This window comes from Fibrobacter sp. UWEL (assembly GCF_900142535.1).
Lineage (GTDB): Bacteria > Fibrobacterota > Fibrobacteria > Fibrobacterales > Fibrobacteraceae > Fibrobacter.
In genome coordinates this window covers 1-13,918 of the sequence record NZ_FRBE01000005.1, presented here as the reverse complement: position 1 = coordinate 13,918, position 13,918 = coordinate 1, and the positions used below count along the sequence as shown (strand labels likewise).

The following is a 13,918-nucleotide window of genomic DNA, read 5'->3' as shown; positions in this document are numbered from 1 at the left end:
TATGCTACATATTGGTTGTCACTTATCTTCGACGGACGGTTTTCTCGCTATGGGTAAAACCGCCCTTTCTATTGGTGCGGATACTTTCCAGTTCTTTACCCGAAACCCTCGTGGTGGGGCGGCAAAACCCTTCGACAAGAATGACGCCGCGAAGCTTTCTGAACTGATGGAGGCGAACAACTTCGCTCCTATCCTGGCTCACGCTCCCTATACGTTGAACGCCTGCGCCGCAGATCCGGGCCTGCGTCAGTTTGCGGAAGATGTGATGGCGGATGATATTTTCCGTATGGATCATTTTGCGGAGGCCATGTATAACTTTCACCCGGGTAGCCATGTGAAGCAAGGTCCTGAAGTGGGCATCGAGTTCATTTCTTCCATGCTGAATCGCCTGCTGAAACCGACCCAGAAGACGACCGTCCTGCTGGAAACCATGGCGGGAAAAGGCTCTGAGGTGGGACGCAACTTCGAGGAAATTCGTGCTATTTTGGACCGAGTGGAATTGAAGGATAAGATGGGCGTTTGCATGGATACTTGTCATGTTTTTGACGGTGGCTACGATATTGTGGACCATCTGGACGATGTGCTGGAACAGTTCGACAAGGTCATCGGCTTGAATAAACTGAAGGCGATTCACCTGAATGATAGCAAGAACCCTATGGGCAGCCACAAGGACCGTCATGAGGTCATTGGAGGCGGTTTCATTGGGTTGGACGCGTTGGTAAGGGTGGTGAACCATAAGTCATTGCGGGATTTGCCGTTCTTTTTGGAAACTCCCAATGAGCTGCCGGGATATGCCGCTGAGATTAAGTTGATGCGGTCGCGGTTCTTGCGGTAAACGTTTATTTGCTTAAGGAGTCTGCCTGGCGGGCTCCTTAAAATGTATTCTTAGGATATGAATTATCCTGTTCGCTACAATCATTTGGGGTATACGCCCGAGGCTTCTAAAACCTTTTTTGTGGATGTGAATGCATTTCCCTGCAAAGGTTCTTTTAGCATTCTAGACGAACAGGGAAAGGTTGTTTTTGAAGGCTCCCTGAGGGAAGGCTCCTTTGGACATAAGGGCATTTGCGATTACTCTGGAGAAACCTTGTGGACCGGCGATTTTTCTGCTGTGAAAGAACCGGGTTCGTATCGCATTATGGTTGTGGGGAAGGACGGTTCCCAGTTTAAGACGGAACGGTTTGAAATCTCAAACAGCTGGATTCTCGCCCAGGCCAAAGCGAATATCAAATCCTTCTTCTACCAGCGTTCCGGCGTGGAACTTAAGGCGGAATTTGCGGGGCCCTGGGCCCGTCCTGCGGCCCATTTGGATGACAACATTGGATTTCATCCCATGATGGAGCGAGACGGCTCCTGGAATGCTCATGGCGGTTGGTATGATGCTGGCGACTATGGCAAGTACATCGTGAATGGAGGCATTTCCGTAGGGACTCTTTTGCTGGCGTGCCAGATGGCACCTGATGCAGCTGCGGTGAATGTGGGTGGAACATTTGATTTGCCCTATAGCCTTAAAGAAGAAACCCGATTTGAACTGGAATTTTTCCTGCGTATGCAGTATCTTGACGGCGGCGTTTTCTTTAAGGTAACTCCGGAACGTTGGGATGGCTTTATTTCGCCTCATGATTCTGACATGCTGCAAAAGCGCTTGGTGCTGGGAAAGTCCACCACATCCACCTTGAATTTTGCTGGCGCAGTGGCGCAGGCTTCTTGCGTTTTCCGTAAGGATGATAGGGCTTTTGCAGATTGCTGTCTGGACGCCGCCATCAGGGCCTATGGCTGGGCCGTTGAAAATCCCGCGGTAGGGTGGCCTCGCAATACGGAAGGAAGCGGCGGCTATGGCGATGAACATTACGATGACGAATTCTTCTGGACTCGTGCGGCCTTGTTCTGTGCCTTAAATGCTGCAGGACGTTGTGACGATTCCCTCTGTGGCGAAGTCCGCAAGATGTTGCCTGCGGATATGGATAAAAATCCGGCTTTCTTTGGAATGGACTGGCGCGATACCCAGAACATGGGGTGGGCTTTGCTTGCCTTGCAGGAATACGATCGCGAACTGCAACAGCGTGCCCAATGGATGCTGGATGGCGTTGCAGGTGAAATTCTGAAGAAACAAAACGAAGACGCCTATGGACTTTCGATCCGCAAGTTTATTTGGGGAAGCAATGGCGAAATTGCCAATCATGCCTTGACTTTGCTGATAGTGAACCAGTGGAAAAAGGATGATGTGTTAAGATCGGCTAGTCTTGAAATGATGCACTTCGTGTATGGACGCAATCCGGTAAATACTTGCTTTGTCACTGGTGCGGCCTGGAGTTCACCCATGCATCCCCATCATCGTCTGAGCCATTCAGATGGAGTGGAAGAACCGATCCCAGGCCTTGTGGTAGGCGGTATCAATGCGGATCGACAGGACGGTCATCGCGCGCCCCATTATCCCAGCGATTTGCCGGGTTTGTCCTATACGGATGAACGTTGTTCTTTTGCGAGCAATGAGATTGCCATCAACTGGAGTTCTCCGCTGACGGCGGTGCTGCTACTTCTTAGCTGAAGATTCTTTCTTTGTTGAATCCTTCTTATCGGATTCTTTCTTGGAATCGGTTTTTACGGAATCCTTGGCGGGTTCCGTTTTTTCCTTGTCTAGCTTTTCTGTGTTGACCTTTGCGGTGTCAGTTGCAGAGGTGTCTGCAGATAGTGTAGTCTTGATTTTTTCCTGAACCTTGGGAATCAAGGATTGGAGATTGACTACGGGATTCTTGCGCTGTTCGTATTCCTTCAGGGAGACGATAGGCTTGTAATAGGCGGAATCGCCTGCGGTCAATTCGCCTGCAGGCCACAGGTCAATGAATGATGCTGCGGTGGCCAGCCATTCGCGAAGCCAGTTTTTGCGGGACTCGCGATTGGAATACCAGCTATCTGCAGTAAACTGATAGTGATGAATGTCTACAGTCTTGTATACTGGCGTTTCGCCGGAGAGAGTTTCGAAAATCCTCTTGACTCGATGGGTGGCGGGAGCGCTGGTGAGCAATAGGACTGTATCTGCCTTATGCTTCTTGAGCCAGGGAATAATCGTGTATGCTTCGCCGATGGTGGATGCATCATCGTGAGGTGCCAGGAATACAGCGGTACTGTCGAAGGCTCCCTGCTGCATAAATTCGTCGGCGTAGAATTCAGCGTTGTTTCGATTGCGCAGACAGCGACGTCCCAGAATCAAGACTGAGTCTACCTTCCCATTGGCAAAGAGGTTGGCGGCAAAATCCGTACGTTCCAAGTCTGCGGATTGCCCATCCAGGATGGCAACCCACTTGGCGTGTTCGAATTCGTCGTCGTCCACAAGCCAGTGACCGCTTTGTGTCATGATCAAGTAAAAAACGATGATGGCGAGAACTGCAATTGCTGCAGCGATGCTTTGGGCAAGACGTCTTGCACGAATTTGCTTTTTACTGAGAACTTTGGACACGTAAATCTCCGGATCGTTTAAGGTTCCGTCTTGTAAAGAACGGCGTCTTCGCCATCGGAATAATATTTCTTGCGGGTGCTGTAAATCTTGAACTTGTTCTTTTCGTAGAAGCGTCTGGCCTTTGCGTTTCCTTCACGGACTTCCAGAAAGCAGCAGTCCCCGCCTGCAAAGTCCAGCAGAGCAAAGCCTGCGTCAAGCAGTTGTTGTCCAATGCCTTTTTGCTGTTGGTTACTGCGTGTGGCGATGCTTAGCAGTTCTGAGTCGGGACCCATGATGTGGAAGATGGAATAACCCAAGATTTCCTTAGGGGCTTCGCTGGCTGTTGCTTCACTTTCGTAGACGAAACAGGCGGCGTAGGTTGCCTTGATCTCGCTGGTAAACTGCTTTTCGTTCCATTCCTGAAACTGCAGTTCTTCCTGAATTGCAAGAACTGCGGGAATGTCTGCAATTTCCATTTTGCGAATAGGCATTCTACTCTCGGGCGGTTACTTCAACTTCTCAAAATAGGACGGCTGAATGTAGTTGGCTTCCTGAATGAGGCTTGCCTGTTCGGAGGTGAACAGCGGTGCCCACAAGTTAAGGGGTTTGCCTGCGTCCAGGACTTGTTTCACCTTCAGTTCTTCAAAGAGAACCTTCAGGGTTTCATCTGCGGTGGCGGGTTCATCCACCACTACAACCTTCAGGTCTGCTGCAGCCTTCAGACGTTCCACTACTTCTGCGGTTTCAATAAAGCTTTCATCTGCCTTGCCGTTGACGGTCTGACGCAAGTACCAGTAACCAGGACGTGCGCGGATCACTACGGCAACGCTTTCCTTACTTGCGGATTCTGCAGTACCGAAACATTCTAGCGCTTGAAGAGTGCTGACTCCAAAAAGTTCGCGCTTGCCGCTAAAGCATAAGCCCTGGCAGAAAGCTACACCGGTACGGAGACCGCTAAAGGAGCCGGGACCAACGGTAACAAGAACTCGCTTGATGTCATCCAGCTTGGCGTCTACGCGGGTCAACAGCTCGTCGAGAAGGGCGGATGCGGTTTCGCCACGGGCGGTAACGTCCACAGTTTCCTGGTACAAGCCAGAAACACTGTCGGACAATCCCATGGAAATCCCCTTGCGGGAAGTATCTACAAATAAGTCTAAGTTCATCTTTATGCTAGATCCCCGGTCAAGCCGGGGATGACACGTAAGGTTTATCTCTTGATGTACAGGCTCTTTTCGATGATCATATCGATGAGCTGGCTGTAGGTAATGCCGTTGCAAGCAGCCTGCTGGGGCAAGAGGCTGGTGGGAGTCATGCCGGGCAGGGTGTTGGTTTCGATAGCGAACAGTTCGCCGTCCTTAGTGATACGGACGTCGGTACGGCTGTAGCCTGCACCGCCCAGAGCGTAGTGAGCCTTCTTCACCAGTTCCTGAATACGTTCGGTCAGTTCCGGAGTAAATTCTGCGGGGGTCACTTCCTTACATTCGCCATTGTACTTGGCTTCGTAGTCAAAGTATTCGCGGGTGGTCATGCGCATTTCGGTCGGCGGCAGGGGCTTTTCGCCTTCGATGTAGCCGCAGCTAGCTTCGCCACCTGCAATGAACTTTTCGAACAGCAAGCGGTTGGTGTCCTTGTAAAGGTCCTGAACAATCTTGCCGGCTTCGTCCATATCCTTGGCGATGCCGATACCGATGGAGGAACCGCCCAGCGGGTCCTTGATGACGAGCGGGAAGCCCAGTTCGTCGGCAACGTTCACCAGAACATCGCCTGTAAATTCGTGCTTGAATACCACGCGGTAGGGCGGGGTAGGAATGCCGTTGGCGCGGTAGATTTCCTTGGACTTGATCTTGTCCATGGCGAGGGCAGAAGCCAGGAGGCCGCAACCGGTGTAGGGAATGCCCCAGTTTTCGAGGAGAGCCTGCACATGGCCGTCTTCGCCCCACTTGCCGTGGAGAGCGAGGAATGCGATGTCAGCGTCCGGCAATTCAGAGAGGGCCGGGTTCTTCTTGGTGTTTGCTGCAGTGCCTTCCAGACCGCGGAAGTAGTTCACGCTGAAGTTGTCCTTCTGGTAGGGGGACAGTTCGCGGGAAGACCAGTGCCAGGTGCCATCCTTGTCGATGAGAACCGGGTGAATGTTATACTTGTCGGGATTCATTGCGCGGACAACACCAGTGCCGCTGACAACAGAAACATCATGTTCGGTGGACGGACCACCCATCAAAACGAGAACGCGCATACGTGCCATTGTAAGCCTCTTTGATAAAAACTTTTACGTGAATAATGTAGTTAAAACAATGGCTGTTGAATGGTAAATTCTAGCGGTAAGTTGCCCGTTGCACCAAAAGGATTATATATTTCTATCAGCAAAATTGAGATGAGGTAAAAAATGAAGGTTTTTGTTACCGGGGGAACTGGGTTTATTGGTCATTATGTGGTTAAGGCTTTGATTGCCCGAGGCCACGAAGTGGTTGTTGCTACTCGTCATCCGAACAAGGTGCCTTCCATGAAGGCTCAGCCTGGCGTTACCTTTGTTGAATGTGCTCTTACCGATTTTGAAAAGATGGCGGAAGGTCTCAATGGCTGCGACGCCTGTATTCATGTTGCGTTGGGCTGGGGCGATACTCCGTCCGCCATGCTCATGAACGATACCCGCGCAACAGTGAACCTGCTGGAAGCTTCAGCCCGTGCTGGTTGCAAGAAGTTTATTTATACCTCCAGTACAGCTGCCATGGGTCGTATTCGCCCCACCATGCGTGAAGTGACCAGCAATTTGCCTATGGATCTTTATGGTGCTACTAAGGCCGCTGGCGAAGCTTTTGTTCTTGGATTCACTCATGGTTACGGATCTCAGTTCCCTGAAGTGAAGATGACTCGCAATATCATTCGCCCGGGGTATACTTTCGGTAATCCCGCTTGGAGCGATGGCTGTTGCCAACCGGACCGTCGTTTCTTTACGATGGCTCAGGCCGTTAAGGAAGGCCGCGACATTAACATCATCAAGAATGATGGAACCCAGTTTATTCATGCTAGCCATCAGGCAGAACTTTACATGAAGGTTCTGGAATCCGACAAGAACGAGGAAATCTACCTGGGTCTTAGTGAATCCTGGATGAGCTGGAAGGAAATTGCCGAAATGATGATTTCCCTAAAGCCTGGCACCAAGACCAAGATCGTGGAAACCGATTTAGGTTGGTCTGATGAGCCCACCTTGTTTGAGGTTACCAAGATCAAGGATCAGTTTGGCCTAGTGTTCGATGCTCGCGACTTCATGCTGGATCACGTGAAGTGGACCTTCGAACACGTTTAGTCTTCTGGATTACAACGCTTGTGAAAAAGAGGCTCATTCCGGTTGGGAATGAGCCTCTTTAACATTTGTAGGTTTTTGAAACTTAACCGCAACGCATCTTGTTGGAATCGATGCCGATGTAATCGGGGTAGTCGTTATCGAAGCAGGCTGCGCAGAAGTTTTCACCGTCGCCGGTACATTCCTTCATGCCTTCAACGCTCAAGTAGCCCAGGCTTTCTACGCCCAGCATCTTTGCGATTTCGTCGGGAGTCATGGAGCTGGCTGCAAGCTCGCCCTGGCTGGGGAAGTCCATGCCGAAGAAGCAGGGGTGAGCTACCGGAGGAGATGCAATGCGGATGTGGACTTCCAGGGCGCCTGCATCGCGGAGCATCTTGGAAAGAATCTTCAGGGTGGTGCCGCGGACGATGGAGTCTTCCACCACGCAGACGCGCTTGTTCTTGAGGACGCCTTCGATGGGGTTGAACTTCAGCTTAACTTTTTGTTCGCGAACGTTCTGGGTGGGGTCGATGAAGGTGCGGCCCACATAGTGGTTACGGAGCAGCCCGATTTCAAAGCGGATGCCGCTGGCCTGTGCGTAGCCCAGGGCTGCGGTAGTGGCGCTGTCCGGAACAGAAATGACGATGTCTGCGTCAACGGGGCATTCCTTGGCCAGCTGCTTGCCCATCTTGCGGCGGACCTTGTCGCAGGACTGCTCGAAAATCTTGGAGTCCGGACGGCTGAAGTAGATGTATTCGAAAATGCAGTGGGCCAGACGATCCTTCTGGATGAAGCGTTCGGAATGAAGGCCGTTGTTGGTGATGGTCAAGAATTCGCCGGGCTGGATGTCGCGAACGTAGTGGGCTCCCAGCAGGTCAAAGGCGCAGGTCTCGGAGGCCACGCACCAGGACTTGCCCATACGTGCGATGGAAAGCGGACGGAAACCGAAACCATCGCGGGCAACGTACATGGTGTCCTTGCTGATGAAGATCAAACAAAAACAGCCGGTGAATTTGGTAATGGCTTTCTTGATTGCTTGTCCCAAATCATCGGCTTGTGTGCGGGCGATTTCATGAAGAAGAATTTCTGAGTCTGAGGTGGTCTGGAAAATGTGACCTTCGTTTTCCATCTCCTGGCGCAGTTCGGTAGCGTTGGTGATGTTACCGTTGTGAACCACTGCCAACTGGCCCCATTTGCAGCTCACTAGAATGGGCTGGGCGTTTGCCAGGGTGCTTGCGCCTGTGGTGCTGTAACGGACGTGGCCGATGCAGGTTGTACCCGGACATTCGTCAACGTTGTGTTCTTGCAGGAGGGTGGAAACCAGACCCATGGACTTACGGACGCGAATCTTGTCGCCGTCGGTTACTGCGAAACCTGCGGATTCTTGGCCGCGGTGCTGCAGTGCGTACAGACCCATGGTAACATTACGTACAACGTTCTCGCCATTGAAAATGCCGATGACGCCGCATTCTTCATGAATTTCTTCGAGCATAACGCCTCTTTGGAAATGAAATTCTCCCTGCCTCGAGGGCCGTAGCTCACCGGAACCGGTGCAAGCGAGAGAATCAAGCGGCTAGAAAATAGCCTCTGCCATGAGAGCCGTTAAGGGTTTTTTTTGTTATTTTTTTGGCGATTTTTGTCTGAAAATGGCATTTTCTTTACGTTTAGTGTAAAAACAGACGTTTTTGGAGGATGCGTTTTACATTTTCTGTTCCATGTCATTCCGAGCGTAGGTCCGAAGGACCGTAGTCGAGGAATCTATACTGTTGTTTTCTGTCAAAGAGATCTCTTGACTTCGCAACTACGTTGCTTCGCTCGAGATGACATGTGGTTGCTCTTATACAGCAGTGCTTACAACAAGAGCGATGAGGCCGGCGAACATGGCGATTTTGACGGTGCTTTGTGCCTTATGGTAATTCTGCTTTTTGGCCTGGACGATGATGTAGATGAATGAGGGCGTCAGGGCAACGAGAGCAAGGATTAAAAACAGGGTGGAGTAGTATCCTTGAACAACGGGTAAGGGCAGCAGAATCCAGGTGAAGGCGAGGATTGCTCCAGCTAGGCGGTGTGCGGTGGGGGCGCCTGCAATCAGGGGGAAGGTCATGATGCCTGCCATCAGGTCGCCGGTTTCATCTTCCAGATCTTTATAAATCTCACGGGCGGTGGTGAGCAGAAATGCGAACATCATAGCGGGGTAAAGAAATCCCAACTTGCTTGAAATATCCATGCCAACAATGTCCGTTTCTGGAATGCCGATGGGGTAGACCAAAGTAAGGATCAATGGTGTCATGCAAAGGTATGCTACCGTCATATTTTTCAGCAGGGGAATGTGCTTTAGCTTCATGTTGTAGGCGACCAACAGCAGGGCCAAAACGCCAAAGAAAATTCCAGAAGTTAGGTTGTCTGCAAAACCGCATCCCACGCTAAGAATAAGCATTACGATCCAGGAGGTCTTTGCTGCCTTCATGGAAATGCGGCCACTAGGCAGCGGGCGATCGGGACGGTTCTTCTTGTCGCTTTCGAAGTCAAGAACGTCGTTCTGGATGTTGCCGAAACCGATGGCGAATGCGAACCCAAGAGACTGCAGGATAATGGCAATCCAGCTAATGCCCAGAACGGTAACGCCGTTGGAGGCTCCCGGGAGAACGCCCAGCAGGAAGTATCCCACCACCAGCGTAATGATGGCGATGACGATATTCACGGGACGGGTCATTTGGAGCAGGGTCTTGAACATAATGATAATATAGAAAGATTGTGCTATGGGAGATCCTTCGACTCGCTGCGCTCGCTCAGGATGACGTAGGGAAATAAAAAACTATATTTCTTTTCATGGCATTTTTCACAAAGAGCAAAATAGAAGACCTGAGAAGGGAAGCGGACCAGCTTTCCATTTGTATCGAGCATTTCCTGTATGCATCCGACATTGTGCCGGAATGGGATTACAAGACTCGTGGATTCTATGATAACTGCATCGAAAAGTGCAATGGCCGCCTGAAGGCAATTCACTTCATTATGGAATCCATCCGGCATGATCGTCCAGTAACGGAAGCAGAACTGGATGAAGCTCGGGAACGGGACGATTCCGAAGCGGGTCTTGCCGCCAAGAAGCGTGTGGAAGAGAAGAAAAATTTGAAGAAGGGTGAACCTGATGCGAAATGATTTTGATCAGGATTTAGACGGCGAAGAAGAAAAGCCTCTCCGCTCTGTTCGCCCGACTCGTCGCGATCACCGCAGCCGTCGCATTGACGTGATGAAGGAACTTGAAAGTGGGGTTGTGGACGAACGCCCCATTAAGGAACGTTACAGCCGCGAATTCAAGAAGGCCAAAATCAAGAAAGTGAAGAATCCCATCGAAAATATCGGTGAAGAAAACTGCGTTGAAGGCCTGGTGATGGAAGTACATCGTCGTACCTGCGAAGTGCGTTTCGATAATTGCGAGGTGGTGACGGCCATGTACCGCGCCACCACGTCCAAGACCTTGGGCGAATTTCCTGCGGTAGGCGACCGCGTGCTCCTGGGTCAGGTCAATGACGCAGAAGACGAAGGCGATGGCGTGGGCTCTCAGAAGTATTGTGTGGTTCGCGTCCTCCCGCGAAAGAGCGAACTGAAGCGCCCGGGCCCTCGAGATAGCTTTTACAAACAGCAGACTCTGGCGGCAAATATCGACCAGGTGGTCATTGTTGCCAGCGTGACTCAGCCGGAGTTTAACTATGGCTTTATGGACCGCTTCCTGCTGGCGGCCAACCTGAATGACCTTCCCTTTGTGCTGGTGCTTACCAAGATGGATTTGCTCCCCAACGGTGAGGCGGACCTGTCCGAGGATATTCGTGACTTTATGTCCATCGCGGATAAGGTGATTCCGGTCAGCGTGCGTTCTGGAGAAGGCCTGGAAGTCCTCCGTGCGGAACTGGACGGTAAGTCTTCCGTCTTTAGCGGTCAGAGTGGAGTTGGAAAGTCTACTTTGGTGAACGCGTTGGTTCCGGACGCCGAACTGGAAACGGGTGAGGTTCGTGAACGTGATGGCAAGGGAAGGCATACGACTACGTCTTCCAGCTTGTTTGATCTCCCGCTGGAAGATTTCCCCAAGGGCGGCATCGTGATTGATACCCCGGGGATTCGCAGTATCGGCCTGATGGATATGGATGCGGAAACTCTGGCGAAAATATTCCCGGGCTTTTTCGAGGGAGACTTGTTCACCTGCAAGTACAGCAACTGTATCCATGTGAAGGAACCGGGTTGTGCGGTACGTGCCGCAGTCGAAGAAGGCAAGATTTCCAAGGCCCGCTTTGCAAGTTACATTCGAATTTTGAATTCTGGAAATTAGACGGTAGATGATGGATGTTGCAATAAAACTCATGCTGGTTGCTTCTGTAATCCTGGCGGGATACAACCTGTCTCAGGTGCTTGCCAGCTACGAATCGGTTTGTAAGAAGGTTCAGGATTTTAAGGCGCTCGCCAAGGAAACGGATTCCGGGGATAGCTCTGTAAAACGTTCTAACTTCGTGCTGGTCACCCTCCTGTCCATGATCTATGTGACTATTGCGTATCTCTGTGGTTTTGCCTACTGGATTCTTGGTGCACTGGTATTTAAGTTTGCCTTGTCCCTGATGCTTTCAAACATGGAACTGAATCGGATCCTGAAGAATGGCGCCATCGAGAAAGGCTTCTTTAAAATCAGCAAGCTGGACGAACTGGCTAATGCTCTGGTGGGATTAACGGTGGCTTTAATTCTGGTGTTGTAGTATGAACAATCTCATGAAAAAAGTTTTCACTCTTTGTCTTTTGCTGGGCGTTTTGGCTTTTGCCCAGAAAGGTGGGGCCGCTTCGACTGCCGCAAATTCTGCAGACGCTTCCGGAACGCAGGCTGCATCTTCGGGACCTTCCATCCGTACTCCCTTGGTGGTGGGTGGTTTCCTGGGCTTTGGTTCCGGCACTGGCGTTGGCGCAGAACGTGGCCTTGGACTTTATCAGGTGGAACCCATTATTGGCTTGTGGTATCCTCATCTTGGTTTTTTGCGTGTGGGCTATGGCTTTTATGACTATAGCTCCAAGACCGAAGACACCAAGTACGAAGTGGAACATACCGATCTTGATATTAAGCTAGGCGTTCACTTGCTGGGCGAAGTATACGTGACAGGTATGTATTCCCGCGTAAGCGAGTTGAGTGATATTGGTGACGTGGCCTGGAATGAATGGGGCGTGGGCGGTGGTTCCATGCTGCTGTTTTTCTCCAAGACCATGTTGTACGCTGAAGTGTGTTACCGCTGGGTGTTAAAGCATTACGATCCCTTCCAGGATAAGAGTATCAAGGGTGGTCGTGTGCAGATGAATATTGGCTTTGCTGCATATGTGTATTAAGAATGTTGCTGTATTAGGGGGTGCATTTGATCCGGTCCATAAGGACCATGTGACGGTGGCGAAAACTTGCCTAGACCGCGGCTTCTGCGATGAAGTGTGGTTTATGCCTAGCCCCGATCGTTGGGACAAGACTTTGAATGCCAGTCCCGAAGATCGCTTTGCCATGCTGGAACTTGCATTCTCCGGCGACAAACGCCTGGTGCTTTCTGACTTGGAAATCCAGCAGGGGGACTTCCGCGGTTCCTATGTATTCTTGATGAGCCTTAAGGAAAAATTCCCGGATATCAATTTCCGCCTGCTGACTGGAGCCGATACCTACGAAGGAATTCCCCACTGGCGTGACCCCATGAATTTCTTTGGGACCAATTACAATGGACACCTGCTGCTGCGCGACATTGAACTGATTGTGTTTGCCCGTGATGGATATACAAAGCCTGATTTGAAAAAACATAAGGCAAACGGCTACGCCGACCTGCTTTGGCTTGGCCCCGAAGAAGGCTTTGAAGGCCAGTATTCCAGTACCGCGATTCGAAAGGCTCTGCTGTGTAACTATAACGAATGCCCCGCAGGTCTTGAACCTTCTGTATACGAGTACATCAAGGAACACAACCTCTACCGCGACTAATCCCTCATAATTCATAACTCATAACTCATAACTCGTAACTCGTATCTCATAATTCATAACTCATAACTCATAACTCATAACTCCCATGCCCGTCCCTTCAGATATGTACTTCGAAAGCGTTGTCCAGCCGGAACACGAAGGCTGGCTTCTGCTGAAATCCTTATGCGCTCGCTTTACGTATCATAGCGAGATGGACTGGGCGGATAAACTTTCCCGCGGTCTTGTATCTGTCAATGGGGTGGTGGCCAATGCATCTACCATTGCTCACAAGAACGACAAGGTGGTGTATCATGTGGAAAATTACACCGAGCCGGAAGTCCCCACCAACTATGAAGTGATTTTTGAAGACGAAGAGTTTATGCTTATCGCAAAGCCCGCAGGTGTTCCTGTTCACCATACGGGACGCATCTTCTACAATACCTTTACTTCAATTGTCCGCAGGGGCACGGACTATGAAACGGCTACGCCCATGCACCGTCTGGATAGGGACACGGGTGGCGTTATGCTGTTTGCCAAGTATGCGGAATCCGCCGCACGTTTCCAGAAGAATCTGGACCGCATCCTGCTGAAGAAGTTCTATATGGCGGTGGTCCGCGGTGAATTTCCTGACCAGGCGGTGGACTGCCAGATGGCTCTTCGTGAGGATCCGAACGATCGTATCCGCATCAGGATGCATCATTTTGAAGATGGAAAACCCTGCCATACGATTTTTAGAAAAATCGCTGGCGGAACGCGCCGCGGGGTCAATGAGGCGGGTGAATCTCGGGAAGAAGCGTACTCGGTGGTGGAATGCGAGTTGATCACCGGACGTAAACATCAGATTCGAGCCCATCTTTCCGAGTTGGGATACCCGATTTTGGGTGATCGCCTGTACAGCTTTGATGGAAAGTACTACGAGAAGATGACGGATAAGGTGGCGGAAGCTCGTGCTCGCGGCGAATTAAGTCAGGAAGACGCTCTTTCTGCAGATGATTTCGCCGTGCTGGGCTCCAAAAGTCAGATGCTTTATGCCTATAAGGCCGAAATTCAGCTGCCTTACTGGAAGGAATCAAGGACTTTTGAGAGTCGAGACTTCCCGGAGGAGATGAAAGCTCTTGTTCCCTAGGGAAAACGATGCTTTTTTTGAGGCATCATCAACATGTGTGGAAGCATTTAGGCAGCCTTGCTAGATGAATCTCTCGATTCCGATTCCCATTCGTAGGCTATCTTTACATCTACA

At 50.8% G+C, this 13,918-nt stretch carries 15 protein-coding genes; 9 read left to right on the top strand and 6 right to left on the bottom strand.

Annotated features, from left to right (window positions below; all coding sequences use genetic code 11):
• Position 1: 1 nt before the first annotated feature.
• Positions 2-835, top strand: coding sequence for a deoxyribonuclease IV (locus BUB59_RS04505; protein WP_073226158.1), 834 nt, complete (start codon positions 2-4; stop codon positions 833-835).
• A gap of 57 nt (positions 836-892) precedes the next feature.
• Positions 893-2,548: a glycoside hydrolase family 9 protein gene (locus BUB59_RS04500; RefSeq protein WP_073226155.1), complete on the top strand. Its 1,656-nt coding sequence runs from the start codon at positions 893-895 to the stop codon at positions 2,546-2,548.
• On the opposite strand, the gene BUB59_RS04495 is transcribed toward BUB59_RS04500, so the two are convergent.
• The 4 genes from BUB59_RS04495 to BUB59_RS04480 are packed head-to-tail and all read right to left on the bottom strand — an operon-like array spanning position 2,534 to position 5,678.
• A complete protein-coding gene (locus BUB59_RS04495; RefSeq protein WP_073226152.1) occupies positions 2,534-3,457 on the bottom strand; it encodes a YdcF family protein in 924 nt (307 codons plus the stop codon). The two genes, BUB59_RS04500 and BUB59_RS04495, sit on opposite strands and share 15 nt — an antisense overlap.
• 17 nt (positions 3,458-3,474) lie before the next feature.
• Positions 3,475-3,927, bottom strand: coding sequence for a GNAT family N-acetyltransferase (locus BUB59_RS04490; RefSeq protein WP_073226149.1), 453 nt, complete (start codon positions 3,925-3,927; stop codon positions 3,475-3,477).
• A 15-nt stretch (positions 3,928-3,942) separates the two neighbouring features.
• The gene (tsaB, locus tag BUB59_RS04485; protein WP_073226146.1) at positions 3,943-4,599 is read right to left on the bottom strand and encodes a tRNA (adenosine(37)-N6)-threonylcarbamoyltransferase complex dimerization subunit type 1 TsaB; all 657 of its coding nucleotides are present in this window, start codon (positions 4,597-4,599) and stop codon (positions 3,943-3,945) included.
• Between the two features lie 44 nt (positions 4,600-4,643).
• Entirely contained in the window at positions 4,644-5,678 is a 1,035-nt protein-coding gene (locus BUB59_RS04480; protein ID WP_073226143.1) for a D-alanine--D-alanine ligase family protein, read from the bottom strand.
• Positions 5,679-5,819: 141 nt separating this feature from the next.
• Here BUB59_RS04480 and BUB59_RS04475 point away from each other — a divergent pair, with 141 nt between their 5' ends.
• Positions 5,820-6,740, top strand: a complete 921-nt coding sequence (locus tag BUB59_RS04475) for an NAD-dependent epimerase/dehydratase family protein (protein ID WP_073226140.1) — start codon at positions 5,820-5,822, stop codon at positions 6,738-6,740.
• An 82-nt stretch (positions 6,741-6,822) separates the two neighbouring features.
• Here the strand turns inward: BUB59_RS04475 and purF are convergent, their stop codons facing one another.
• On the bottom strand, positions 6,823-8,208 hold the full coding sequence (gene purF, locus BUB59_RS04470; protein WP_073226137.1) for an amidophosphoribosyltransferase: 1,386 nt from the start codon (positions 8,206-8,208) through the stop codon (positions 6,823-6,825).
• A gap of 345 nt (positions 8,209-8,553) precedes the next feature.
• Positions 8,554-9,450 (bottom strand): geranylgeranylglycerol-phosphate geranylgeranyltransferase, encoded by an 897-nt coding sequence (locus BUB59_RS04465; protein WP_073226135.1) that lies wholly within the window; start codon positions 9,448-9,450, stop codon positions 8,554-8,556.
• Positions 9,451-9,545: 95 nt separating this feature from the next.
• Between BUB59_RS04465 and BUB59_RS04460 the strand changes: the two genes are divergently transcribed.
• The 6 genes from BUB59_RS04460 to BUB59_RS04435 all read left to right on the top strand — a co-directional run bounded on the left by BUB59_RS04460 (position 9,546) and on the right by BUB59_RS04435 (position 13,804).
• Complete coding sequence (locus BUB59_RS04460; protein ID WP_073226132.1) at positions 9,546-9,875, top strand: hypothetical protein; 330 nt, start codon at positions 9,546-9,548, stop codon at positions 9,873-9,875.
• Positions 9,865-11,040, top strand: coding sequence for a ribosome small subunit-dependent GTPase A (rsgA, locus tag BUB59_RS04455; RefSeq protein ID WP_073226129.1), 1,176 nt, complete (start codon positions 9,865-9,867; stop codon positions 11,038-11,040). The genes BUB59_RS04460 and rsgA overlap by 11 nt, the downstream gene beginning before the upstream one ends.
• 7 nt (positions 11,041-11,047) lie before the next feature.
• Positions 11,048-11,458: a hypothetical protein gene (locus tag BUB59_RS04450; protein WP_073226126.1), complete on the top strand. Its 411-nt coding sequence runs from the start codon at positions 11,048-11,050 to the stop codon at positions 11,456-11,458.
• Positions 11,459-11,471: 13 nt separating this feature from the next.
• Positions 11,472-12,074: a hypothetical protein gene (locus tag BUB59_RS04445; protein WP_143160220.1), complete on the top strand. Its 603-nt coding sequence runs from the start codon at positions 11,472-11,474 to the stop codon at positions 12,072-12,074.
• Positions 12,064-12,699 (top strand): nicotinate-nicotinamide nucleotide adenylyltransferase, encoded by a 636-nt coding sequence (locus BUB59_RS04440; protein ID WP_234979934.1) that lies wholly within the window; start codon positions 12,064-12,066, stop codon positions 12,697-12,699. The genes BUB59_RS04445 and BUB59_RS04440 overlap by 11 nt, the downstream gene beginning before the upstream one ends.
• A gap of 85 nt (positions 12,700-12,784) precedes the next feature.
• Positions 12,785-13,804: a pseudouridine synthase gene (locus BUB59_RS04435; protein WP_073226121.1), complete on the top strand. Its 1,020-nt coding sequence runs from the start codon at positions 12,785-12,787 to the stop codon at positions 13,802-13,804.
• The last annotated feature ends 114 nt before the right edge of the window (positions 13,805-13,918 follow it).